The 23,885-nt window shown below is 64.3% G+C and carries 24 protein-coding genes and 1 tRNA gene; 13 read left to right on the top strand and 12 right to left on the bottom strand.

What is annotated here, in order from left to right; genetic code table 11:
- The first annotated feature begins 72 nt into the window (after positions 1–72).
- From A5906_RS02830 to A5906_RS02815, 4 genes are all read left to right on the top strand, one after another.
- Positions 73–351 (top strand): DUF3551 domain-containing protein, encoded by a 279-nt coding sequence (locus tag A5906_RS02830; protein WP_080133723.1) that lies wholly within the window; start codon positions 73–75, stop codon positions 349–351.
- 99 nt (positions 352–450) lie between these two features.
- Positions 451–903 (top strand): ArsR/SmtB family transcription factor, encoded by a 453-nt coding sequence (locus tag A5906_RS02825; protein WP_080133722.1) that lies wholly within the window; start codon positions 451–453, stop codon positions 901–903.
- The gene (locus tag A5906_RS02820) at positions 903–1,247 is read left to right on the top strand and encodes an SRPBCC family protein (RefSeq protein ID WP_245326565.1); all 345 of its coding nucleotides are present in this window, start codon (positions 903–905) and stop codon (positions 1,245–1,247) included. The genes A5906_RS02825 and A5906_RS02820 overlap by 1 nt, the downstream gene beginning before the upstream one ends.
- Before the next feature lie 18 nt (positions 1,248–1,265).
- Positions 1,266–2,003 (top strand): DUF899 domain-containing protein, encoded by a 738-nt coding sequence (locus tag A5906_RS02815; protein WP_080133721.1) that lies wholly within the window; start codon positions 1,266–1,268, stop codon positions 2,001–2,003.
- An 81-nt stretch (positions 2,004–2,084) separates the two neighbouring features.
- On the opposite strand, the gene A5906_RS02810 is transcribed toward A5906_RS02815, so the two are convergent.
- Positions 2,085–3,332, bottom strand: coding sequence for a S1C family serine protease (locus A5906_RS02810; protein WP_080133720.1), 1,248 nt, complete (start codon positions 3,330–3,332; stop codon positions 2,085–2,087).
- Between the two features lie 200 nt (positions 3,333–3,532).
- Here A5906_RS02810 and A5906_RS02805 point away from each other — a divergent pair, with 200 nt between their 5' ends.
- From A5906_RS02805 to A5906_RS02785, 5 genes are all read left to right on the top strand, one after another.
- Entirely contained in the window at positions 3,533–4,150 is a 618-nt protein-coding gene (locus A5906_RS02805; RefSeq protein ID WP_080133719.1) for a hypothetical protein, read from the top strand.
- On the top strand, positions 4,137–4,511 hold the full coding sequence (locus A5906_RS02800; RefSeq protein ID WP_080133718.1) for a transcriptional regulator: 375 nt from the start codon (positions 4,137–4,139) through the stop codon (positions 4,509–4,511). Before A5906_RS02805 ends, A5906_RS02800 begins: the two co-directional genes overlap by 14 nt.
- A gap of 29 nt (positions 4,512–4,540) precedes the next feature.
- Positions 4,541–5,281 (top strand): di-trans,poly-cis-decaprenylcistransferase, encoded by a 741-nt coding sequence (locus A5906_RS02795; protein WP_080133717.1) that lies wholly within the window; start codon positions 4,541–4,543, stop codon positions 5,279–5,281.
- 122 nt (positions 5,282–5,403) lie between these two features.
- Positions 5,404–5,946, top strand: a complete 543-nt coding sequence (locus A5906_RS02790; protein ID WP_080133716.1) for a GNAT family N-acetyltransferase — start codon at positions 5,404–5,406, stop codon at positions 5,944–5,946.
- Positions 5,947–6,014: 68 nt separating this feature from the next.
- Positions 6,015–6,500: a Crp/Fnr family transcriptional regulator gene (locus A5906_RS02785; protein WP_080133715.1), complete on the top strand. Its 486-nt coding sequence runs from the start codon at positions 6,015–6,017 to the stop codon at positions 6,498–6,500.
- On the opposite strand, the gene A5906_RS02780 is transcribed toward A5906_RS02785, so the two are convergent.
- Positions 6,439–7,266, bottom strand: coding sequence for a metallophosphoesterase family protein (locus A5906_RS02780; protein WP_080133714.1), 828 nt, complete (start codon positions 7,264–7,266; stop codon positions 6,439–6,441). The two genes, A5906_RS02785 and A5906_RS02780, sit on opposite strands and share 62 nt — an antisense overlap.
- Before the next feature lie 207 nt (positions 7,267–7,473).
- Here A5906_RS02780 and A5906_RS02775 point away from each other — a divergent pair, with 207 nt between their 5' ends.
- Positions 7,474–8,160, top strand: a complete 687-nt coding sequence (locus A5906_RS02775) for a DNA-3-methyladenine glycosylase I (protein ID WP_080133713.1) — start codon at positions 7,474–7,476, stop codon at positions 8,158–8,160.
- A 227-nt stretch (positions 8,161–8,387) separates the two neighbouring features.
- Positions 8,388–8,681, top strand: a complete 294-nt coding sequence (locus A5906_RS02770; protein ID WP_080133712.1) for a hypothetical protein — start codon at positions 8,388–8,390, stop codon at positions 8,679–8,681.
- Positions 8,682–8,747: 66 nt separating this feature from the next.
- Here the strand turns inward: A5906_RS02770 and dinB are convergent, their stop codons facing one another.
- Positions 8,748–9,848 (bottom strand): DNA polymerase IV, encoded by a 1,101-nt coding sequence (gene dinB / locus A5906_RS02765; protein WP_080133711.1) that lies wholly within the window; start codon positions 9,846–9,848, stop codon positions 8,748–8,750.
- A gap of 218 nt (positions 9,849–10,066) precedes the next feature.
- Here dinB and A5906_RS02760 point away from each other — a divergent pair, with 218 nt between their 5' ends.
- Positions 10,067–10,276 carry a hypothetical protein gene (locus A5906_RS02760; protein ID WP_080133710.1) on the top strand — a complete coding sequence of 70 codons (210 nt, stop codon included), beginning with the start codon at positions 10,067–10,069 and terminating at the stop codon, positions 10,274–10,276.
- A gap of 316 nt (positions 10,277–10,592) precedes the next feature.
- Positions 10,593–11,687 carry a hypothetical protein gene (locus A5906_RS02755; protein ID WP_080133709.1) on the top strand — a complete coding sequence of 365 codons (1,095 nt, stop codon included), beginning with the start codon at positions 10,593–10,595 and terminating at the stop codon, positions 11,685–11,687.
- 55 nt (positions 11,688–11,742) lie between these two features.
- On the opposite strand, the gene A5906_RS02750 is transcribed toward A5906_RS02755, so the two are convergent.
- From A5906_RS02750 to A5906_RS02705, 9 genes are all read right to left on the bottom strand, one after another.
- Positions 11,743–11,819 (bottom strand) — tRNA-Arg (locus A5906_RS02750).
- A gap of 211 nt (positions 11,820–12,030) precedes the next feature.
- On the bottom strand, positions 12,031–15,141 hold the full coding sequence (locus A5906_RS02745; protein ID WP_080133708.1) for a bifunctional diguanylate cyclase/phosphodiesterase: 3,111 nt from the start codon (positions 15,139–15,141) through the stop codon (positions 12,031–12,033).
- Positions 15,142–15,315: 174 nt separating this feature from the next.
- Complete coding sequence (locus A5906_RS02740) at positions 15,316–16,401, bottom strand: branched-chain amino acid ABC transporter permease (protein WP_186465144.1); 1,086 nt, start codon at positions 16,399–16,401, stop codon at positions 15,316–15,318.
- Entirely contained in the window at positions 16,398–17,408 is a 1,011-nt protein-coding gene (locus A5906_RS02735; RefSeq protein ID WP_080133706.1) for a branched-chain amino acid ABC transporter permease, read from the bottom strand. Before A5906_RS02735 ends, A5906_RS02740 begins: the two co-directional genes overlap by 4 nt.
- Entirely contained in the window at positions 17,405–18,127 is a 723-nt protein-coding gene (locus tag A5906_RS02730; RefSeq protein WP_080133705.1) for a branched-chain amino acid ABC transporter ATP-binding protein, read from the bottom strand. The genes A5906_RS02735 and A5906_RS02730 overlap by 4 nt, the downstream gene beginning before the upstream one ends.
- On the bottom strand, positions 18,124–18,900 hold the full coding sequence (locus tag A5906_RS02725; RefSeq protein ID WP_080133704.1) for an ABC transporter ATP-binding protein: 777 nt from the start codon (positions 18,898–18,900) through the stop codon (positions 18,124–18,126). The genes A5906_RS02730 and A5906_RS02725 overlap by 4 nt, the downstream gene beginning before the upstream one ends.
- A gap of 164 nt (positions 18,901–19,064) precedes the next feature.
- Complete coding sequence (locus A5906_RS02715; RefSeq protein WP_080134040.1) at positions 19,065–20,249, bottom strand: substrate-binding domain-containing protein; 1,185 nt, start codon at positions 20,247–20,249, stop codon at positions 19,065–19,067.
- A gap of 107 nt (positions 20,250–20,356) precedes the next feature.
- Positions 20,357–22,393: an acyl CoA:acetate/3-ketoacid CoA transferase gene (locus A5906_RS02710; protein ID WP_080133703.1), complete on the bottom strand. Its 2,037-nt coding sequence runs from the start codon at positions 22,391–22,393 to the stop codon at positions 20,357–20,359.
- Between the two features lie 122 nt (positions 22,394–22,515).
- Positions 22,516–23,826, bottom strand: coding sequence for an MFS transporter (locus A5906_RS02705; protein ID WP_245326564.1), 1,311 nt, complete (start codon positions 23,824–23,826; stop codon positions 22,516–22,518).
- Positions 23,827–23,885 lie beyond the last annotated feature (59 nt).

The following is a 23,885-nucleotide window of genomic DNA, read 5'->3' as shown; positions in this document are numbered from 1 at the left end:
GAATAAAACCCGCCAGCGAAACCTGATGGTAGATGGCGCGTATCTCGCGCCGCGAGCAAAGGAGTTGGGACCATGCGCAGGACGCAATTGGCGCTGCTGACGTTGGGTGCGACGATCCTTGCCGGCGTTGTCACCGTCGCGCCCGCCGCTGCCGGCGACTATCCCTGGTGCGCCCAGGGCGGTGAATATGACTATCCCGGCGAATGCGCCTACAGCACCTATGGGCAGTGCCTGGCCAGTGTCTCCGGCCGCTTGCTGTATTGCGGCCCCAATCCTCGCTCTGCCTACGGCCAGCAACGGGTGCCGCCGCCTCGCCCGCCGCGGCGCACGCGGCCCGTCGCGCCGTACTGATCGCGCTTCATACATTCGCCGCCTGATCACGCAGTCGTGCGACCCCGTGCCCGCGGGTTGCGGCTTGACGCATTTTCGTTTGCGTCTATACTAAACCAAATGGTTAAGTATCAGGATGAGACGCTCGACCGGACCTTTGCGGCACTCTCCGATCCGACGAGGCGCGCATTGCTCGCGCGCCTCGGCGAAGCGGACAGTCTGTCGGTGAGCGAGCTGGCCGCGCCGTTTCCGGTCTCGCTTCCGGCGATCATGAAGCATCTGGACGTGCTGACGGATGCGGGCCTGATCGCGCGCGACAAGAGCGGCCGCACGGTCTCCTGCCGGCTTACCGCGCGGCCGATGGAGCAGGCGATGAATTGGCTCAATCGCTATGCCCAGTTCTGGTCCGACAAGCTCGACCGTCTTGCCGCCTTCGTAGAGGAAGAGACATGCCCAACGCAGCCACCAGCGCCGCCGAACGATCCGCGGAACGCCCAAGCCTCACGCTCACGCGCCGGCTCCGCGCGCGGCCGGAAAAAGTCTTCGCCGCCTGGACGCAAGCCGAACAGCTAGTGCAGTGGTTCGGGCCGCCGAACATGAAGCCGGCGACGCTGCAAGCCGACCTCGACGTCCGCACCGGCGGCCGCTTTCGCGTCAGTTTCGTCAGCGGCGACGGCGAGTATTTCGAGGCCGGCGGCAGCTATCGCGAGGTGGTGCCGAACGAGCGTCTGGTCTTCACCTGGGCCTGGCACTCGACGCCGGAGCGCGAATCGCTCGTCACGATCTCGTTCAAGCCGGACAGTGCAGGCACCCTGCTGGTGTTCCATCACGCCCAGTTCGCCGACGAGACCGCGCGCGACAACCATCAGCGCGGCTGGAGCTCGTTCCTCGACAAGCTCGATGCCTTCGTCACCTGAATTCCAAAGGAGAATGCCATGCCGCAACATCAGATCGTTTCGCGCGAGCAGTGGATTGCGGCGCGCAAGGCTCTTCTGGCACATGAGAAGGAGTTGACGCAGGCGCGCGAACGGCTTGCCGATCAGCGCCGCCAGCTTCCTTGGGTGAAGGTCGACAAGACCTACGCCTTCACCGGGCCGAACGGCAGGGTCACCCTCGCCGATCTCTTCAAGGGCCGCCCGCAGCTCGTGGTCCAGCACGTGATGTTCGCGCCCGACTGGGACGCAGCCTGCAAGAGCTGCTCGTTCTGGGCGGATGGGTACGAGCGCATGGTGCCGCATCTGGCCGCGCGCGACACGTCCATGGCCGCGGTCTCGCTCGCACCGAGCGCAAAGCTCGAGGCCTTCAAGACGCGGATGGGCTGGACCTTCGACTGGGTCTCCTCAGGCGACAACGATTTCAACCGCGACTTCGGCGTGACGTTCTCGCCGGACGAGATCGCGACCGGCAAGCCGATGTACAATTTCGGCACCACGCCGATCTATGGGCCCGAGCTGCCCGGCATCAGCGTGTTCTATCGCAACGAGGCCGGTGAGGTCTTCCACACCTATTCCTGCTTCGCCCGCGGCCTCGACATGATGAACGCCGCCTATCAGTATCTCGATCTCACCCCGCTCGGCCGTCACGAGGACGGCCTGCCCTATCCGATGGACTGGGTCCGTCTCCGCGATGAGTATGAGCCGCAGGCGGCGAAGGCTATGTGCTGCCACGGGTGAGGGGAGCGGTCGGTTCCTCAATGTCGTCCTGGCTTTCGCCGGGACGACGACATCCGAGGTGAGGCGCGGAGGGCGCCCTCCTCACCGCTTCGCGTCCGCCTGTTCCGTCGCGTTGCACGAGATCAGCATCGTATACGGCCGGGCATTGCCGGCGATATCGGTGGTCTTGAGTTCGCTCTTCGGCTCGGCGGTCTGATAGGGCACCACGGAGTTGTCGAGGAAGTCGCGCAAGGCGCCGGTCTTGATGGCGAAGTTGATGTTTTCGGGAATGTTGCCGGTCGCGACTGCGATTCGCAGGCTGTCGAGCTTTCCCGTGACCACGCCGACGATCTGTCCGGTGGTGTCGAACAGCGGGCCTCCGCTGTTGCCGGGCTGCACAGGCGCACTGATCTGCAGGAAACGCGAATCGTTGCGCATGCCGCTGAGTGAGCTCACGATACCGGTGGTCACGGTGAAGTCCGAGCTCAGCAGCCCGTGATAGGGAAAACCGATCGCGACGACGGAATCGCCGGAGCGGATCGAACGGTCCCGGATCCGGGCAAACTCCTTGAACGTCACCGTCGACGGCGCCTGCAAAAGAGCGAGATCGTTGGTTGCATCGCTCGACACGACGCGCAACACCAGCGGGGCTTCGCCCGTGAGATTGCCCTTGATGTCGCCGACGCAGCCGTCGATCACATGGTTGTTGGTGACGACGTGGCCGTTCGCGCTGACCACGAAGCCGGTACCGCTCTTGGCCTTCGCAGGTTTACCGCTGGCCGGCGGTGACGCCTGCTTCTCTGCCGTGGCCGCCGGCTTGGCTGCTCCCTTGGTGAAATCACCAGCCTTTTCGAGCCCGTCGGCTTTCACCCTGGTCACGCAGTTCGCCAAGGCGGCGATCACCGGCCCGGTCGAGGTCAGATCGAAATTCAGGACGGAGCGGCCGGCTGTCGCCACCATCAGGCTCGCCTTCTGAAACGTACGCACGACATTGAGCGGCATGATGGCCGTGAGCATGTTGGATTGATATGCCGTGGCGTACAGCCTGGCCTGCTCCTGTCCGTCAAAGGTCACGTCGATCGCCGCGTTCTCTCCCTTGTTGAAGCGGTAGCTGGGGCTAGCAAAGGCGAGCGACCATGTGCCGGCGGCATTTTGGCTCACGACGAGGATCACACCGTTGGCATAGGGCGTCGTCGCCGCGCAATGGGAGAAGGTGCCCGTCTCGTCGTTGCTGAAGGCGCCGCCAATCCAGTTGCCGACATTGACGCTGCCGAACGGTCCTTTCGCGTTCGCGGTGCCCGCGATGATCACCTGCACCAGAGCCGCGGCAACAAATGACTTACGCCACATACTTCTTCCTCCCGAATCCTTCGAATCCATCTTATCCGCGGAAGAAGGTGTCGTGCAACCGACAGTTGTCCCATCGAGGCAATCTCTTAGCGGGCGACATGGGCCTTGCCATTGCTTTGCAATCCGATATACTTTGCAATACAAAGTAAGAGGGCATTCGCCTTCGCAAATCCGGGCGGAGCGAGGTTTTGGCGTTGCCGATGCGCGATCTCGACAAGGCACTGGCCGACATCGTGGCGATCCGCAGCCAGATCGCGGCGGGCACCGCGTTTCGCGGCTATGGCCCGGCGACGATGGCGGCCACCGGCGCCGTCGCGCTCATCACCGCGATCCTGCAATTCTTGCTGCTTGGCGATCCGACCAGCGAACCGCTCGGCTTCTTCTTCGGCTGGCTCATCGCCGCCGTGCTGTCGGTCCTGATGATCGGGATCGAGATGCGCGCGCGCTCGCGGCGCCATCATTCCGGTCTTGCCGATGCCATGATCTACCAGGCGGTCGAGCAGTTCCTGCCGGCCGGCGTTGCCGGCGTGCTGCTCGCGGTGGTGATGTGGAAGTTCGCGAGCGAGACGCTATGGCTGCTGCCGGGCCTGTGGCAGATCCTGGTCTCGCTCGGCATCTTCGCCTCGGTCCGCTCGCTGCCGCGCACCGTCGCGCTGGCCGGGGCCTGGTATTTCGTGTCGGGCTTCGCGGTCGTGGTGCTCGCGAGCCGAACCCACACGCTGTCGCCATGGACCATGGGGCTGCCTTTCGTGATCGGGCAGTCGGTGATGGCGGCCATTCTGTTTTTCGCGTCCGGAGCCAACGATGTCGAAGACTGACAGTGCGCCTTTTTCTTATGAAGGCCTCGACCGCGTGATCCATGAGAAGGCGAGGCTCGGGCTGCTGACCTCGCTGATGGCGCACCCGAAGGGGCTGGCGTTCGCCGACCTCAAGCAGCTCTGCGGCCTCACCGACGGCAATCTCAGCCGGCATCTCGCCGTGCTCCAGGAAGGCGGCCTCGTCGAGGTGACCAAGGGCTATGAGGGCAATCGCCCACACACCACCTGTCGCCTGACCAAGGCCGGCCGCCGCCGATTCCTCGATTATCTCGCCGTGCTCGAGCGCCTGGTGCGCGACGCGGCGAAGGCCGCCGGCCGCGAGGCGCCGCCGCTCGGCCGCCTCGGCATCATCTCGACCTGATCCTCCCTTTTTTGACCGGAGACTTTGCAATGCAAAGTGAAATCACGTCCCGCAACGAGAAGCTTCATGTCGGCATCATCATGGACGGCAACGGGCGCTGGGCCACGCGGCGCGGCCTGTCGCGCGTGCGCGGCCACGAGGCCGGCGTCGAGACCATCCGCCGCATCGTCGAGGCCGCGCCCAAGCAGGGCATCGGCACGCTGACGCTCTATGCCTTCTCCACGGACAATTGGCGGCGGCCGAAGGCCGAGGTCGCCGCACTGATGACCCTACTGCGCTTCTATCTCGCCAACGAGGTGCAGAGCCTCGTGAAGAATGGCGTGCGTCTTTCCGTGATCGGGCGCCGTGACCGGCTGCCTGACGGCATCGCCAATGCGATCACGCGCGCCGAAGAGGCGACCGCTCATGGCAGCACGCTGCATCTGCGCATCGCCGTCGACTACTCCGCGCGCGATGCCATCCTCAACGCGGCCGCCAAGGCGGCGGCGCTGACCAGTCTCACCCGCGAGGCATTCTCCCAGCTCGTCACCGGCGAGGCCGGCTTGCGCGACGTCGATCTCATCATCCGCACCTCGGGCGAGAAGCGGCTGTCGGACTTCCTGCTCTGGGAAGGCGCCTATGCCGAGCTGCACTTCACCGAGCGGATGTGGCCCGAATTCGAGGCGGGCGATCTCGCCGACGCGCTCGCCGCCTTCCACAACCGCGAGCGCCGCTTCGGCGGCCTGCAGGCGATCCTGCCCGAAGAGGTGCCCTCGCTCTCGCGTGTGTGACGTGCGGCCCGGGGAAGCGAGCTGTTCGTTTTCAGCCGCATGATTGGCAGTGATGTCCAAGCCGCAGGGACGCGGCCTCGGTTAGGTGTGCGGTCCACGCAACCTGCCGAGAGCATAACGCAATGCCACAGCTGTTTCCGGAAGCCGTCGCCCGGCCGCTTGAACTGGCCGAAGCGAATGGGATGGTCCGCATCAGGTCCGCCTGCGCATCCGACGTGGAGAATCTGTCGGTGTATTTCACCGGCCTCTCCGTGACGTCGCGCAACAAGCGCTTCATGGGCGCGCGCACCGATCTCGCCTCCGTCGCGGCCGAATGCGTGGCGAAAGCCGGCCGTCCCGATCATTTCACCTTGCTCGCCGAGTTCGGGCAGGAGGGACAGCGCAGGATCATCGGCGAAACGCACTATGCATATGACGCGGCCGCACGGCACGGCGAGTTTGCCATCTCGGTCGCCGATGCCTTCCAGCGCATGGGCCTCGGCTTCCAGATGATGAATGCGATGGAGACGCGCGCCATCGATCTCGGCCATGAGATGATCGCCGGCGAGACGGCGCGGACCAATGCCGAGATGCGCGGCCTCGCCAAGAAGGCCGGCTTCAGCGATACGGGGCTGGGAGACTGGCAGTCGGTCCACCTCGCAAAGCGCCTCTCGCACCCGCGTTGATTTGCGGCCTGGCACGGATCGTGCTCTAGTATCGAGCGGGTACCCCCAGCGATGGGAGCTTTCGCAAGATGCGCGCAGTCCTGGATTATTGCACCGGCGGAACTGAACGGCAGGTTGCTGCCGGCACGCTCGTCGTCACCGAGGGTGGCACCAGCGGCCATCTCTACGTGCTGATGCAAGGCAAGCTCGAGGTGCTCAAGGGCGAAATGGTGGTTGCCACCGTCACCGAGCCCGGCGCGGTGCTGGGTGAAATGTCGGTGCTGCTGGGCCTGCCACATACGGCGACGGTGCGCGCCTGCTCCGATTCAGTCATCTACGAGTTCGAGGATGCCGCCTCGTTCCTGAAGCAGGAGCCGGGCATCGCGTTGCTGATCGCTAAGATGCTGGCGCAGCGGCTCAACGTCGCCAACACCTATCTTGCCGATCTCAAGCGGCAATATGCCGGCCACGGCACGCATCTGGCCATGGTCGGCGAGGTGCTGCAGAGCATGATCAACCTGCCGCCGCTTGAGGTCTCGCCAGGCTCGGATCGGCAATCCGATCCAAGGATGTGAGCCAGTCGGGCGCCGCCTCGATGGGAGCTGCCGGCCGCTTCAGCGGCGCGGCAAGGTCGATCCACTGCGCTTCGCCGGCCGCCAGCCAGAACGCCTTGTCCGCATCGAAATCCAGCACGATGTAGGTCGGGGGACGGCCGGGCTGCAGGCCGGTATTGAAAACCCAGGTCTGGCCCAGCCGGTCGAACCACGATCCATCGGTGATGAAGGGCGATTGATGCACATGGCCCGAGATCACCATCGAGGGCTGGTATTGCATGATCCACTGCACCAGCTCGACATCGCCGAAGAAGCGCTTGCCGCCCCAGCTCGTCGGTGAATCCGCCGGCGGCGCATGATGCGCCCAGATCCAGCGCGGCGGGCGGCTCGCGGCGGCATCGCGCAACTGCTCGACGAGACGCTGCTTGACCAGCGGCCCGTCCCACCATGGGCACACCGTGAACAGCATGTCGCCGATGGCGAGGCTGTCGCCGTCACAGGCAATGCCGAGCTCGCGCACCTCCGAGATCCAGCGCGAGATCTTTTCACCCTCCGCATTGCGTTCGTCGAGGTCGTGATTGCCGGAGCAGAGGATCACGCGGGTCTTTGCGGCGAGTAGCGCGAGGTATTTCTTCACCACCACGATCTGTGCGCGAAAATCGACCATCGAGCCGATGTCGAGCGCGTCGCCGGCGAAGATCAGGAGGTCAAATTGCGGCGCCGCGCTGACCAGCCAGTCGAGCTGCGGCAATGAGTAGTGCAGGTCGGCCACGACCAGGCAGCGCATGGAAAATCCGTCGGCGAGAGATCAAAAATGTCAGGGAATTCCAAAACGGCATAAGGCAAGAAGCAGACCAGCCCGGCCGCTCCTTCGCGTCAATCCAGCGGGCGACAGCATGCTGCGGCGCGCCGCAGAGCGCAAGGGGGCAACGCGAGGACTGGACCGGATCGTCGAATTCTGGTGTCGTGGCCTCCCCTCAACATTTGTGTCCACATGACCTCCTTCAAGACCATTCGTGCCCGCGCCGAGAAGCGCAAGGGCGGGCCCAAGGCGCTGGACAAGCTGATGCCAGACAAGCCCGACCTGAAGCGGCTGGCGAGGCTCGGCGACGACCGCATCCTTGCCGAGATGACCAGGCGGGTGTTCTGCGCGGGCTTTGCCTGGAGCGTGATCGATGCGAAATGGGACGGCTTTGAAGACGCCTTCCTGCACTTCCAGCCGGCCAAGCTGAGCTTCCAGCCCGAGGACTATTGGGAAGGCCTGCTGCGCGATGCGCGCATCGTGCGCAACGGCGCCAAGATCATGTCGGTGCGCGACAACGCCGCCTTCGTGCAGGAGATCGCCAAGGAGCACGGCAGCTTCGGCAAGTTTCTGGCGAAGTGGCCGCCGTCCAACGAGATCGACCTGCTCGACCTGCTCACCAAGCGCGGCAGCCGCCTGGGCGGCAACACCGGCCAGATGCTGCTGCGTTTCGTCGGCTGGGACGGTTTCGTCACCTCCAAGGACGTCGTCGCATGTCTGCGCGATGCCGGCCTCGACATTGCCGAGGAAGTGAAGTCCAAGGGCGATCTCGCCAAGGTGCAGGCGCAGTTCAACGCCTGGGCCGACGAGACCGGGCTGCCCTACACATATCTGTCACGCATCTGCGCGCTGTCGGTCGGCGAGAACCGCAGCGACTAGCAGGTTACCGAAGCCGCCGAATAGCGCCGTCAACGCCGGATCGTGTGCATCGTGTGGCGATCTCGTGCCGCAGGCGCGGCAGATGAACCTTACGATCACGAAATGCATTTCGCAGGAACATTTGTGCGAAGCACCTGTTCGGAAGGGAAGCCAGGCGGCGCAGGCGCAGGGAACGCCCGTTCTGGCCCACGCCGATGAACCCGGACAGGACAGCAACGGAGCAGCACATGAAGCTAACAACCGAACAGGTGAAGCAGACCGTTCATCAACTCGGCGCCCAGGTGCTGCCCGACGAGCATCCCGCCATGCCGCAGCTCAACAGCATGTTCGGCGAGCACACCTTCTTCGTCGACGAGATGGGCCTCAAGGTGCTCGAACCCACTCCATCACTCGGAGCGGACCGCCAGAGCGGCGAGGTCGTCAGTCTCGCCGACTGGAGCGATTCGGACCTGACGCGCCTGATGGCGCACGAGCCCGAGCCAACCGGCGTGATCGTGGTATTCGAGCAGATGAAGCATTGATCGGTCCGCCAGGACCGGCACTTTCGTCGGTGACGGATTTACAAAATCCGTCACCATCAGCCTCGCTCAGATGCCCAGAGTGAGCTGCGGCTCGGCATCGTCCCCGTCCTGCAGGGAGGACAGCGACACGCCCAGTAGCCTGACGCGCTTGGGCAGCGGCATTTCGACCTTGAGCAGGCCACAAGCCAGCCGCGCCAGTTCGTCCCGGCCGGCAACCGCTGCCGGGACCGACCTGCTGCGCGTGATGATCTCGAAGTCGGCGAACTTGATCTTCAGGGTGACGGTGCGGCCGCGGTTGCCGGTCGTCTCGCAATGGCGCCAGACCTTGTCGACGAGCGGCTTGAGCTCGGCGACCAGCGCGTCGAATGCGTCGAGGTCGGTCGAGAAGGTGGTCTCCGCCCCGATCGACTTGCGGATCCGGTTGGCCCGGACCGGCCGCTCGTCGACGCCGCGCGAGATCCAGTAGTAATACGCACCCGACTTGCCGAAATTCGCGTTCATGAACTCCAGCGACTGGTTGCGGATGTCGAGGCCCGTAAACAGGCCGAGCGCGTTCATCTTCGCAGCCGTTGCCGGACCGATGCCGTGGAACTTGCCCACGGGCAGCGTCTCGACGAAGGAAGGTCCCATCTCCGGGGAGATCACGAACTGGCCGTTGGGCTTGCGATGATCGGAGGCAAGCTTGGCCAGAAACTTGTTGTAGGAGACGCCGGCCGAGGCGTTGAGGCCTGTCTCGGCCTTGATCTTCTTCCGGATCAGCAAGGCGATGTCCCGCGCCAGCGGGATGCCTTGCAGGTTTTCGGTCACGTCGAGATAGGCTTCGTCGAGAGAGAGCGGCTCGATGATCGGCGTGTGCTCGGCAAAGATCTCGCGGATTTGCCTCGAGATCGCCTTGTAGACCTCGAAGCGCGGCCTGACGAAGATCAGGTCGGGGCATTGCCGCCGCGCCGTCACCGACGGCATCGCCGAGCGAACGCCGAACTTGCGCGCCTCATAGCTCGCGGCCGCAACGACGCCGCGTTCGGCGGAGCCTCCGACCGCGACCGGCTTGCCACGCAGCTCCGGATTGTCGCGCTGCTCCACGGACGCATAGAAAGCATCCATGTCGATATGGATGATCTTGCGCACGGGCGAGGCGTCGCCCGTCACCGTGTCGGAATCGCTCATGCAGGGATGATACAGTCACGCAAAGCGAAGCGCGAGGTGATGGATGCGTCAGGTGTCGTTGTTCGTCGTCGCCGCAGTCGCGTTTTCCGGCGTGCCCAATGCGGCCATCTGACGTTTGAATTGAGGCGTTCAGTCTCGACGGGTTCAAAGAGCAATCTCGCCCTTGTGAGTGGCAAGCCTTGGGATCTGGTCCCATATGGGCGTGCGGAGGACAGCCCATGCAGTACAGCTTCGAGCTCGTTCAGACAATGCGCCGGGCACTCGAGACCGTGATGGCGAGCGTGCCGGCCCATCAATCGGTCTTCGGCCTGAAAGCAGCCGTCGCCGAATCAATCCTGAAGGCTGCCGCGCATGGTCAGACGTCCTATGACGGGCTGGTGGCGTCCGCCTCCGACCAGATCCAGGCGATCATCGCGATGCTGACGTGAGCGCCGGTTGAGTCGCGCCCATCTGTGCGGGTTCGACCTTCAAGGTCTCAGGATGACCTGAATCGTTCCCGAGGTCTCGCAAGATCAGTCGTTGGCCATTGCGCTCGCCCTCGCGATGGGGCCGCTCTTGCTGTCATCCGAGCAAGGTCCCGCGGCGGTCAGCAATTGTGCGGACGCCCATGCCATCCCGCGGCAACCGCGGCCACGTTGAGTGTGATGTCCGGCACTGACTAGCGGCCGGAAGCGTTCGCATGGTCTGAGCGATGTCGCTTTTGGCATTCATTCGACAGCACAAATCATCAGCATCAGAGGATACATGCAACGCGCAGCGCTGAGCCTTGTTTTCACGGGTTTGATGTCCCTTTCCGCCACGGCACAAGATCTCCCCAAGTCAGGAATTCTGGATGTAAAGGTCCAGGTGACCGGTCATCACGACGATCCGAACAAGTCTTTTCAGGGTAAGGAAGCGAAGCCCTGGCGTGATTTCGACTATAGCCGCGAGGCCCACGTGGAAATTCCGTTGGTGGCAACCGAATACAACGGCATGGTCCAGAAGGACTTGGAAGCCCAAAATAAAGCGGCCGACGCCATGCTCGCGCAGAGCGGCCTGACCAAAACGGATATGGCCGGGATGGGCAACGCGATAGCTGCATGCGCACAGAAATTCGAGGCCTGCGGGGAATCCGCTGCCTGCGAGCGGCAAATGCAGGCTTGCGCGCAATCGGCGGCGCTGGCGAGCGCGAAAAACTTCAAGCCGCCGACGGCGACCGTGAAACCTGATTTGACGAGGTTTGTCGATTTCAACACACCGTTCGTTGCGGATGTGCGCAATCAGCACGGGTGCGTTGGGAGTGGCTATGTCCGCGTGAGGGACCGCCTCAAAGGAAGAGAGCTGGATTCCGTCAAAGGCTGGTTCGACATCAACGGGGAGATCGCCGGAGATGCTACCCTTCCCGTTCTCGAAAAGACGAACGACACCAACGATTTCTGCGGCACCAAGATCAGCGTGAACACAAAGGACAAGACTTACAACATCCATCTGCGCTTCTTGGCCGAGGCGAACACGACGATCGATATCCGCAGCATATTTGCACCCCTGACAAAGAATAACGGCAGATTGAGAATCCTCGGGAGCGACCTCGCCGAATTGAACTTCGCAGACATTCCGTTGCCCTCGACAGGCTCCATAAGCGGTCAGGAGACCATTCAGTCCGGTGCGTATACGATTGCTGTGAGCTGGATCTTGAAACCAACGTCATCGGCGATCGAAGCTGCGCCCACGACAACACCCGCGGTCATAGAAAAACAGCCGCTTCCTGTATCGGCGCCAGGGCCGGGATGTCTTTTGGACAAAGACAAGAAGAAATGCCTCAATGACAAGGGCGTAAATACCTTGCCGAAGCAAAACTGAGGATCAAATCGGCGAAGGATACTGGACGGGCGCGCCGGGCGCCGTCGTACGCAAATGGCGCACCCGACACGATTCGAACGTGTGACCTTTGCCTTCGGAGGGCAACGCTCTATCCAGCTGAGCTACGGGTGCTAATGGAGGTCATTTAGCCGATTGGCGCGGGGTGGGCAACCGCTTCTCGTCGCGATGCGCTGGGCTGATTTGCGCCGGAAAGGGCCAGGAACCGCCGCCCGGCCGAGGGCCGCGACGCGGCCGGCACCGTTTCGGCGCGGATGGCGCGGTTGCGGCACAGGAATTCGCGGTGTCGGCGGCCCTGGCCGACGGCTTGCCCGGCTTCGCCATCTCAGGCCACCGCGGCCACGGGTGCGGCATCACCGCGGCCAAACAGTTTTCGCACCTCGGTGGCCGGCTTCGGCGCGCTGAACAGATAGCCCTGCATCTGGGTGCAGCCGAGGTTACGCAGCATCTCGCGCTGGGCCTCGGTCTCGACGCCTTCGGCGACGGTGGTCATGTTGCTGGCGGCGGCGATGTTCACCACGGCTTGAACGATGACGGGTGCGCCGCTCGTTTCCGCGATGTCGGCGACGAAACAGCGGTCGATCTTGATCTTGTCGAACGGGAAACGCTTGAGATAGCTGAGCGAGGAATAGCCCGTGCCGAAATCGTCGAGCGCGATGCGCACGCCGATCGAACGGAGCTGGTGCAGGATCGAGAGCGCGGCCTCGTCGTCGCGGATCAGCACGGCCTCGGTGATCTCGAGCTCGAGCCGCGAGGGACTGAGCCCCGAGGCGGCGAGCGCGCTGGCGATCCTGAGCGCCAGCGTGTCGCATTTGAGCTGCACCGGCGAGACGTTGACCGCAACCCGTATATGCGCCGGCCAGGTCGCGGCTTCGTTGCAGGCCATGCGCAGCACCCAGTCGCCGAGCTCGTTGATCAGGCCGGTGTCTTCGGCGATCGGGATGAACTCCGCCGGCGACACCATGCCGCGATCGGGATGCCGCCAGCGCAGCAGTGCCTCGCAGCCCGAGACCTCGCCCGAGCGCAGATCGACCAGCGGCTGATAGTGGATCTCGAAGCCGCCGTTCACCAGGGCCTGGCGCAGGTCCTGCTCCATGGTCAGGCGCGCCTTGGCGCTGGCGTCCATCTCCGGCTCGAAGAAGCGGTGGGTGCGGCGGCCTGAAGCCTTGGCGCCGTACATTGCGAGGTCGGCATTCTTGATGAGCTGGTCGAGATCGGCCCCGTCCTGCGGCGCCAGCGCGATGCCGATGCTCGCGTCGGTGGAGAGCTGGTGGCCGAGGCAGTGATAGGGCTGGCGGATCGCCTCGTAGATCCGCGTCACGAAGGACAGCACGTCAGCGGAGGACTGGACCGCGGTCTGGATCACCGCGAATTCATCGCCGCCGAGCCGCGCGATCAGATCGGCCTTCTTGAGGCAGCCGCGCAGGCGGGTCGCAATCGCCTTCAGCAGCTCGTCGCCGACGTGATGGCCGAGCGAATCGTTGATGCCCTTGAACTCGTCGACGTCGATATAGAGCAGCGCGAACTGCGCGCCGCTCGCGACCTTCGCCAGCTCGCGCTCGATCTGCTCGCGGAACAGCGTGCGGTTCGGCAGATCGGTCAGCGCATCGTAATGCGCCATGTGCGCGATCTTCTCGTGGTCGCGCCGCCGCTCGGTGACGTCCTCGACGACGTTGATGATGAAGCGCGGCTCGCCGGACTTGTCGCGGATGCCGATCCGCCGCGATGTGATGTAGCGCCGTCCGACGGTCGGGGTATTCCAGATGTGCTCATCGAGGAATAGTCCGTCCGGCGACTGCAGGAGCCTGTCGTCGTCCCGGGTGATGATCTCGGCGGTCGCCGTGGGGTAGAGGTCGAACGCGGTCTTGCCGACGATCGTCCCGGTGGATTCGGCGAGCTGTTCCTCGGCCACCCGGTTGGCCAGGAGGTAGCGCCGCGTGCGGGCGTCCTTCACGGAGATTCGCGACGGGATATGGTCGATGATCTCACGCAAGAAAGTGTAGTTGCGATCGCGCTCCTGTTCCAGGTTGCGACGCTCGGTGATGTCTTCGATGGTAGCGACCCACCCGCCCTGCGCGAGCGGGGTGTTGATGACCTGGAAGGCGCGGCCGTCGGCCAGCTGATGAGTCAGCGTGGCGACCTTGCTTTCGGCGACGCCTCTCATGAGGTCGGCGCAAAACTTCTCGACGTCGCCGTCGTACATGCCGCGTTCCTTGCGGTGATGCATCGCCTCGAGGATGTGACAGCCGGGCTTGATGATGTCGTGGGAGAGGCCGAACATGTCGGCGTAACGGCGGTTGCAAGTGACGATGTAGCCGGCAGCGTCGTACAGGACCAATCCTTGCGACATGTTGTTGAGGGCGGTGTCGAGCCGTAGCCGTTCCGCCTCGATCCGCTCCTGGGCCTCGCGGTTCTGGCGGTTGATCTGGCGAATGATCAGATAGAGCATCAGCGCGATCACAACGGCCGAAAGCGCCGCTGTGGTGACCATGAAGCTGGTCTGCTGCCGCCAGTCCGCAAGCGCCGCAGCCGTGGTGTTGGTGGCGACGATGACCAGCGGGAAATGCGTCAGCGACGCCGCCGAGCCGAGCCGCTCCTCGCGATCGATCGGGCTGGTGACGCGAAGCGTGTGCTGACCGCCCCTGGCCAGCACCTTCCGCATCAGCGGTGCATCCTTGAAGCTCCTGCCGATCAGCTCCTCGACATGCGGGTAGCGCGCCAGCATCTTGCCTTCGCGGTCGAACAGCGAGATCGCCGTGCCCTCGGCAAGCGCCACGGATGCGAAATAGTTCCGGTAGCTGTCCGGATCGATCCGCCGGACCATCGCGCCGAAGAAGGTGCCATCGGTGCCGTTGAGCCGGCGCGCGACGACCGTGGTCCATTTGCCGATGATGAAGCTGCGGACCGATTCCAGGATGACCGGCTCGGCCATCGGATCGGATCTGAGCGTCTGGAAATAGGTGCGCGAGGAAATATTGATCTTGGGCAGCGGCTGGGCCCGCGACCAGTTGATGAGTTCTCCGTCGGCATCGTAGATCGCGATGTCGCCGAGATAGGATACGGAGCTGACCTTGCTCCGCAGCATCTGGTTCGCCGCAAGGCCCGACATGCGCTCGCGGAACATCGCGGGCGAGGTGATCTCCGGCAGGTTCATCTGCCCGATCAGATCGGCGGCAATGACATCGGAGTCTTCAAATTGCTGATCGAAGTGCCGCGCGATCAGCTGCACCGTGTTTTCCAGCTCGCGTTCGCGATTGGCCAGGGTCCGCTCGCGGAATTCGCCGACGGCCATGGCGGTCACGGCGAAGATGCCCGCGACCAGCAACACACCGCTCAGGGTCAACCATAGAACAGGGCCACGACGCGCCAAGGCCGCCCAGCCGTTTTTCACGGCTTGGGACATTCCGGCTGCCATCGTGGAAAAGACCTGGCGCATTCCCCCTCCCTGGAGAAACACGAATACACCGCACAAATGGCCCAAACCTTAGGAAAACCAGTTACCTAAGCATTAATCAGGTTGCGCTGCCGCGGCCGCGTGCCGCTGGGCGCGAAGCACGTCGCGGTTGCATTGCGCCCGAGGCAGCCGCTGCGCTGCATCATTAATCAATGCTTAATGCGAGGCGTCTGCAGTTTTCTTGCCGCCGCCATGGCGCAATCGTCCGACCACGCCGGTCGGGAAAAAATAGACACTGGCAATGAAGAGCAGCCCGAGCCACAGCAGCCAGCGGTCGGGATGCAGGAGGCCCGGCAGCAGCGGCAGGCCGGCTTCCGAGGCGGCCTTGGAGGCAACGCCCATCAGCGACTGCAGATAGTTTTGCGCGAGGATAAAGATGGTGGCGCCGATGATCGCGCCGTAGATCGTGCCCATGCCGCCGATCACCACCATCAGCAGGATGTCCAGCATGATGGAGAAGCTGAGCGAGGTGTCGGGACCCGCATAGCGCAGCCACAGCGCGTTCAAAATGCCGGCGCTGGCGGCGACGAGCGCCGCAAGGCAGTTCGCGTAGGTCAGATGGAAGACGGTGCGGAAGCCGAGCGCCTCGGCGCGGAAGCGGTTCTCGCGGATCGCCTGCAGCACGCGCCCGAACGGCGAGTTCACGACGCGCAGCAGCCCGAGGATCATCAGGGCCGAGATCGCGAACACCAGATAGAAGGTCAGGATGCGGCCGTTGACCTCGAAGCCGAACATGTTTTTCGAGATCAGCACCGTGCCCGGCCGGAGCAGTTCGGGCAGTTGGAAGCTGCGCCCGTCCTCGCCGCCGGTGAGCCAGGACAGCTGCGAGGCCAGCACCTGGAAGGCGGAGGCGACAGCGAGCGTGATCATGGCAAAGAAGATCGCGGCCACCCGCAGCGAGAACAGGCCGATGGCGAGCGCGAGCAGGGCCGCGAGCGGCAGGCCGATGACGATGCCGGTCGCGACCGCGGTCCAATTGGGACCCATGCCGTAAAGCGCGATGGCGACGGCATAGCTGCCGATGCCGTAGAACATCGTGTGGGCGAACGACACCGAGCCGGTATAGCCGAGCAAGAGGTCGTAGGACGCGACCAGCGCGGCGAACACGCAGATCTTGGCCGCGACATTGAGCGCCTTGGCGCCCGGAAACAGGAACGGCGTCGCCGCCAGCGCCAGGATGATGAGGACGAGGAGGAGCGTGAGGACGCGGCTGCGCGGCGGATCGCCGGAGAGGATCATCATCGGCTGGTCACCGCATAGAGGCCGCGCGGCCGCCACATCAGAATGGCGACCATCAGCAGGATGTTGGAGACGAGGGCGAGTTTCGGCACCAGGAAGCCGCCGTAATTGGCGACCATGGCGACGAGGATCGCGCCGATGAAGCAGCCGCCGATCGACCCCAGGCCGCCGATGATGACGACGATGAAGATCAAGACGGTGAGGTCGTCGCTCATGGAGGCGTGCACCTGCTCGCGATAGAGCGCCCACATCACGCCGCCGAGGCCGGCCAGCGCCGATCCCGTCATGAACACGCCGAGGAACAGGCGGCGGATGCGATAGCCGAGCGCCTCGACCATCTCGCGGTTCTCGACGCCGGCGCGGATCAGGAGGCCGAGCTTGGTGCGGTTGAGCACGAGCTGGATCGCGATGAAGACGGCGAGCCCGATCAGCATCGCCAGCACGCGGTATTTGGCGATCGCGACATCGCCGAGGATGAAGGAGCCGCGCAGCGAGGCCGGCAGCGGCATCGGGATGATCTGGGGTCCCCACAGTGCATAGAGCGTCTGTTCGGCGACGATCAGCCCGCCCGTGGTCATGAGGATCTGCTTCAGATGCTGGCCATAGACCGGCAGGATCAGCACGCGCTCGACGATCAGGCCGAGCGCACCGGAGACGGCCATCGAGAGCAGCGCGGCCGGGGCAAGCACCGCGAGGTTCATCCAGAGCGAATCGGCCTGGATCGACGCCGCGAACGGCGCCAGCACCAGGGTTGCGACATAGGCGCCGACGGCGATGAAGGCGCCGTGGCCGAAATTGAGCACGTCCATCAGGCCGAACACCAGCGTCAGGCCCGAAGCCATGATGAAGATCATCATGCCCATGGCGAGGCTCGCGGCGGTCAAGGTCAGCCAGGAGCTGGTCGATCCGATCAGCGGGATCATCAGCAGGGCGAGTGCGATCGGCAGCAGCACCGGCGCGATGTCGCGCTTCGGCTTCGGCAGCGGATCGTTTGCGGCAAGGTCAGTCACTGATGCGCCTCCAGGCTCAGGCCGAGCAGCCGCTCCTGCAGCGGCACGTCGGCGGCGAGCGCCGCCATTTCGCCGCGATGAACGATGGTGCCGTTGTCCATCACCAGCACGCTGTCGCCGAGCTCGCGGGCGGCAAAGAAATTCTGCTCGACCAGAAGGATCGTCGCGCCCTTGCGCTTGATCTCCTTCAGGCACTCGATCAGCGCCATGACGATGGCCGGCGCCAGCCCCTTGGTCGGCTCGTCGATCAGCAGCAGCTTGCGCGGCTCGATGATCGCGCGGGCGATGGACAACATTTGTTTTTGCCCGCCCGAGAGGCTTCCCGCGCGGGACAGCCAGAACCGGCGCAGCGCCGGGAAGAAGCCGAAGATCCAGTCGAGCTGGGCATCATCGAGCGGCCCGTCGCGGGCTGCGAGCACCAGATTCTCCTTCACCGTGAGGTCGGAGAACACCGCCATGCTCTCCGGCACGTAACCGACGCCGCGCCGCGCGATGTCAGGCGTCGTGCGGCTCTCGATGTGCTCGCCGGCGAGGGTGATCTCGCCTGATGAGGCCTGCCACAGGCCCATGATGGTGCGCAGCGTCGTGGTCTTGCCGGCGCCGTTACGGCCGAGCAGCATCGTGACCTGTCCTTGCGGCACAGTGAGATCGATGCCCTGGAGGATGTGATAGCGCCCGATATGGGTGTGCACGCCGGAGAGTTTCAACAGATCGCTCATGCTGCGCTCTCTGCAGTGCTCTTGGGTGCGACGCCGAGATAGGCTTCCTGCACGATCGGCGAGGCGATCACCTCGGCCGGCGGCCCATCTGCAACGAGTTGTCCGTTATGCAGCACGATGATGCGGTCGGCGAGCGAGCGCACCACATCCATCTTGTGCTCGACCAGCAGGATGATCTTGCTCCTGTCCTGCTTGAGCTGCGCGATCAGGTTGAGCACGACAGGCACCTCGTCGATGCTCATGCCGGCAGTCGGCTCGTCGAACATGAAAACCTTCGGCTCCAGCGCGATCATCAGCGCGACCTCGAGCTTGCGCTGGTCGCCATGCGACAGCGCGGTCGCGGCGACGCCGCGGCGATTGCCGAGCGCGACCTGGTCGAGGATGGCGTCGGCGCGCGCGATGAGATCACCGCGCACCATCCAGGGCCGCAGCATGTCGTAATGCGTGCCGCTGGCAGCCTGCACCGCGAGGCGGACGTTCTCCTCCACGGTGAGGTTCGGAAAGAGATTTGTCAGTTGGAACGCGCGCCCGAGACCCGCACGGGTGCGCAGCGGCGCGGAGTGCTGGGTGATGTCGGTGCCGTCGAACAGGATGCTGCCGCTGGTGGCGCGCAGTTGGCCCGAGATCAGATTGAAATAGGTGGTCTTGCCGGCGCCGTTCGGCCCGACGATGGCGGTGAGCTCGCCCGGGCGAAAGCTGCAGGTGACGTTGTTGACCGCGACATGCCCGCCGAAGCGGATGGTGAGGTCGCGGGTTTCAAGAGTGAGAGACATCCGATGTTTCGATCGAGTTTGGATGGAGCTGTATCTGCGATCGCGCTGCGCTCCCTCCCCCGCTTGCGGGGGAGGGCTGGGGAGAGGGTGTCTCCGCGGGCGAGAACCCCCAAGAGGTGAGAACCCTGTCCCGGCCTCTCCCGCACGCGAGAGAGGTGAAGCGATCACCGCTTGTTCTTGACCGGAACGTCCATGTCCTCGATCTTCAGCTCGCGCACCGGCTCGAGCACGGCCCAGGCGACGTTCGGATCGACCTTGACCTTGAAGTGATACATGCTCTGCAGCGCCTGATGGTCTTCTTTGCGGAACACCATCTTGCCCTTCGGCGTATCGAACTCCAGGCCTTCCATCGCCGTGATCAGCTTCTCGGTGTCGGTGGACTTCGCCTTGGTGACGGCGGCGACGACGGACATCGCGGCCGCGAAGCCGCCCGCGGTGAAGAAGTCCGGCGGCGCGTTGAAGCGCTTCTGGTGCTCGGCGACCAGCCAGTCGTTCACCGGGTTCTTCGGGATGTCGTAGAAGTAATAGGTCGCGCCTTCCATGCCGGGCAGGCCCTTATAGGCGGCGAGCGCCGGCAGGATGTTGCCGCCGGTGGAGAGCTCGATGCCGTAACGCTTCGGATCCATGTCCTGCAGTTTTGCCAGCGGATTGCCCGCGCCGGCCCAGATCACCCAGATGATCTTGCGGCCCGGCTTGTCCTTGAGCGCGTCGAACAGGCGCTGGCCGACGGCGGTGAAGTCGGTGGTCGAGGTCGGGGCATATTCTTCCGCAGCGAGCGTCGCGCCGGTCTTGGCCAGCGCCTCCTTGAAGGCGGCGACGCCGTCGCGGCCGAAGGCGTAGTCCTGTGCCAGCGTCGCCACGGTGACGCCCTGCTTGCCGATCGCGACCGCGTTGGAGATCGCGTCCTGCGAGGAATTGCGCGCGGTGCGGAAGATGTAGCGATTCCACTTCTCCCCGGTAATCTGGTCCGCGACGGCGGGCTCGACGATCAGGATCTTCTTGTTCTCTTCGGCGACCGGGAGAATCGCCAGCGCCGCAGCCGACGAGGTCGTGCCGATCGCGATGTCGGCCTTGTCGTCCTGATAGGCTTCCGCGAGCGCGGCCTTGGAAAGGTCCGGCTTGCCCTGGTCATCCTTGGTGATGACGACGATCTTGCGGCCGTCGAGCGTCATGGTGCCCTTGGTGGCGTATTCGAAACCCATCTGCAGGCCGGTCTCGGTCTGCTTGGCATAGGCTTCCAGTGGACCGGTCTTGCCGTAGATCAGCGCGACCTTGAGGTCGTCGGCCCGTGCGGAGGTACTCGCGGCAAGAGCAAGGATGGTTGTTGTTATGATGAATGATCGACGCACGATGGTCCCTCCCGATTCAACGTTTCTCGGCAACAGCGATTTGCACAACACTACGAACATTGCAATTGAACCTCTGGCCGAGCGTGTCGGCTCTTTTCGAGCATGCATCATTTTTGGGCTTGCCGCGCCGTGCCCGATACGGCGGCCCCCTCGGCCTGACGTCGATCCGACTGCGCTTCCTCCGCGCTCTCGAAAATATGCGGCGCGACGCCGCGCTTCTGCAAGGCTTCGCCGAGCTTGATGCGCAGGAAGCCCGACGTGGTGTAGCGCGATACGCCGGAATAGAAGCGGTCGACCAGGCTGCGCACCATGGCCGAATAGTCGTCCATCAGCTCCGGCAGGATGGAAAAATTGTCATAGTTGACGATGGCGTAGACCCGGCGGCCGAGCGGTGCGAGCCTCGCCTCGACGATGGCGGCGATGGTGTCGATCTCGGCCTTGCTGCGCAGCGGGTAACGCTCCAGATTGACGAAGAACAGGTTCTGCTGCTCGTCCAGGGTGAAGCGCTGGTCGAGCGGGATCGTGAGCAGGCGCTCGCGCAGCTCCATCGGGCCGTCGCGGAAGATGCGGGCGTCCATCAGGGCAGGGTCGCGCGGGATCAGCGGCTTGAAGTCCATCAGGCGCAGGATGTCGCGCTCGATGTCGATGCCGGGCGCGACTTCGGTGAGCTCGAGCCCGTCCGGCCTGAGCTCGAGCACGCAGCGTTCGGTGACATAAAGCGTGCGCTGCTTGCGCGCGGCGGCGAACGGACCGCTGAAGGTGACGTGCTCGACCTTGTCGACGAACTTGCGTGACTTGGCTTCGTCGAGAATGACGAGCTTGCCGTCGTTCACCGCGATGCGCTGCTTGCCCGCGCCGAACGTGCCGACGAAGACGACCTCCTTGGCGTTCTGGCTGATATTGATGAAGCCGCCGGCCCCCGCAAGCTTCGGCCCGAACTTGCTGACATTGAGATTGCCGGCGCGGTCGACCTGGGCGAGGCCAAGGAAGGCGGCGTCGAGACCGCCGCCGTCGTAGAAGTCGAACTGATAGGGCTGGTCGATCACCGCCTGGGTGTTGATCGCCGCGCCGAAATCGATTCCGCTTGCGGGGATGCCGCCGATCACGCCCGGCTCCGCCGTCAGCGTGATGAGGTCGATGATCCGTTCTTCATTGGCGACCGAGGCGATGCCTTCGGGCATGCCGATGCCGAGATTGACGACGCTGTTGGCCTTGAGTTCTAGCGCGGCGCGCCGGGCGATGATCTTGCGCTCGCTGACCGGCATCGCCGGCAGGGAGGCGGCGCGGACGCGGATCTCGCTCGAGAACGCCGGATTGTATTGCGTGCCGAAGGTCTGCCAGTGGTTCTCGGGCCTCGACACCACGACGCAGTCGACAAGGATGCCGGGAATCTTGACCTGGCGCGGATTGAGGCTGCCGCTTTCGGCGACGCGCTCGACCTGGGCGATGACGATGCCGCCGGAATTATGCGCCGCCATGGCAATGGCGAGCGCCTCCAGCGTCAGCGCCTCCTTCTCCATGGTGAGGTTGCCGTCGGGATCGCCGGTCGTGGCGCGGATGATCCCGACATTGATCGGGAACGTTTTGTAGAGCAGGCACTCCTCGCCGCGCAGGGTGATCAGCTCCACCATGTCCTCGGTGGTTCGTGCGTTCAGCTTGCCGCCGCCATGCCGGGGATCGACGAAGGTGCCCATGCCGACGCGGGTGACGTGGCCCGGCCGGCGCGCCGCGATGTCGCGGAACAGGTGCGTGATCACGCCCTGCGGCAGGTTATAGGCCTCGATCTGGTTGGCGATAGCGAGCTGCTGCAGCTTGGGAGCAAGGCCCCAGTGTCCGCCGATCACGCGCCGGACCAGGCCTTCATGCGCGAAATGGTTGAGGCCGCGATGCTTGCCGTCGCCCTGGCCGGCCGCGTAGACCAGCGTCAGGTTGCGCGGCTTGCCTTGCGTGTAGGGCGCGTCGCCCTCGTTGGAAAGATAGAGCTCCTCCAGTGCAATTGCGATCTCCTCGGCGAAGCCGATGCCGACGAAGCCGCCGGTGGCCACCGTGTCGCCGTCGCGGATCAGCATCACGGCCTCCGCCGCCGTGACGACTTTGCCCTTCTCGGCATTGCGCAAATAGGGCAAGGCAGGATGCTGGCTCATGGCATTCCCTCCCATGTCTGTTGCGGACCGCATGCCCGTTCTTCTCGTTTGCCTCTATTCGTATCGCGTGGAGCGGCTGGCGACCAGCCGCTCCGGCGTCGCGGGGGCCGCGCTCAGCCCGTTCAGGGCTGGGCGACCTTGCGCGTTTCGGTGGCGAAATAGACCGAGACGACGGTGATGAGCGCCAGCGCGATCATGTAGAGCGAGATCGGCCAGGTCGCCGGCGCGTAGGCCGTCATCAATCCCGTCGCGATCAGCGGCGACAGCGCGCCGGCGAAGATCGAGGCGAGGTTGTAGCCGAGCGAGACGCCGCTATAGCGTACCTTGGTGCCGAACAGCTCCGACAGGAAGCTCGCCTGCGGCCCGTACATCGCGGCGTGGCCGACGGCGAGGCCGAGCACGATCGCGATCCAGGCATATTGCGGGTTCTTGGTTGCGAGCAGCATGAACAGCGGGAACGACATCAGCGCCGAGAACACCGCGCCGAAGATGTAGATCGGCCGCCGCCCGAGCCGGTCGGAGAGGGCGCCGAAGGCGGGGATGGTGAAGGTCTCGATCGCCGCGCCGATCAAGACGCCGTTGAGCATGTCCTGCTTGTTCATGCCGAGCGATTGCGTGGCATAAGCGAGCACGAAGGTCGCGTAGATGTAGAAGAAGCCGTTCTCGGCGAAGCGCGCGCCCATCGCGAGAAGGATGTTCTTCGGATACATCCTGATTGCCTCGAGGATCGGCATCTTCACTTCCTGCTTGGTGTCCTTGACCTTCTGGAACTCCGGCGATTCCGCGATGGTGAAGCGGATCCACAGGCCGACCAGTACCAGCGCGATCGAGAACAGGAACGGGATGCGCCAGCCCCAGGCATAGAGCTGCGCGTCGGTCAGCATCGCCGATACCACGGAGAAAACCAGCGTGCCGAGCACGAGGCCGAGCGGCGCGCCGAGTTGCGGCCAGCTGCCGTAAAAACCCTTCTTGTCCGCGGGCGCGTGCTCGACCGCCATCAGCACTGCGCCGCCCCATTCGCCGCCAAGACCGAAGCCCTGGATCAGCCGGCAGGTGACGAGCAGGATCGCGGCCCAGATGCCGGCGGTCTCGTAGGTCGGCAGGAAGCCGATCGCCGCGGTCGCCGCGCCCATGATCAGCAAGGTCAGATAGAGCATGGTCTTGCGGCCGATCTTGTCGCCGTAATGCCCGAACACGACGCCGCCGAGCGGGCGCGCGATGAATCCGAGCGCGTAGGTCGCGAACGCCAGCAGCGTGCCCATCATCGGGTCGAAGGTCGGAAAGAACAGCTTGTTGAAGATCAGCGCCGCGGCGGTGCCGTAGAGGAAGAAGTCATACCACTCGATCGCCGTGCCGATCAGGCTCGCGGTGGCGACCGTGACGTGCGAGGGCTGTCTCGTCTGAAGCTGATGGACCGAGATCGCTTCACTCATCTTGCGTCCTCCCTGGTTGCGAATGCGCATGTGCAGCATGCGTCATTGTGCAAAAGCGA

It is taken from the genome of Bradyrhizobium sacchari, assembly GCF_002068095.1.
GTDB lineage: Bacteria > Pseudomonadota > Alphaproteobacteria > Rhizobiales > Xanthobacteraceae > Bradyrhizobium > Bradyrhizobium sacchari.
The sequence above is the reverse complement of the archived record's forward strand: the minus strand, read 5'-3'. Positions and strand labels throughout refer to the sequence as shown.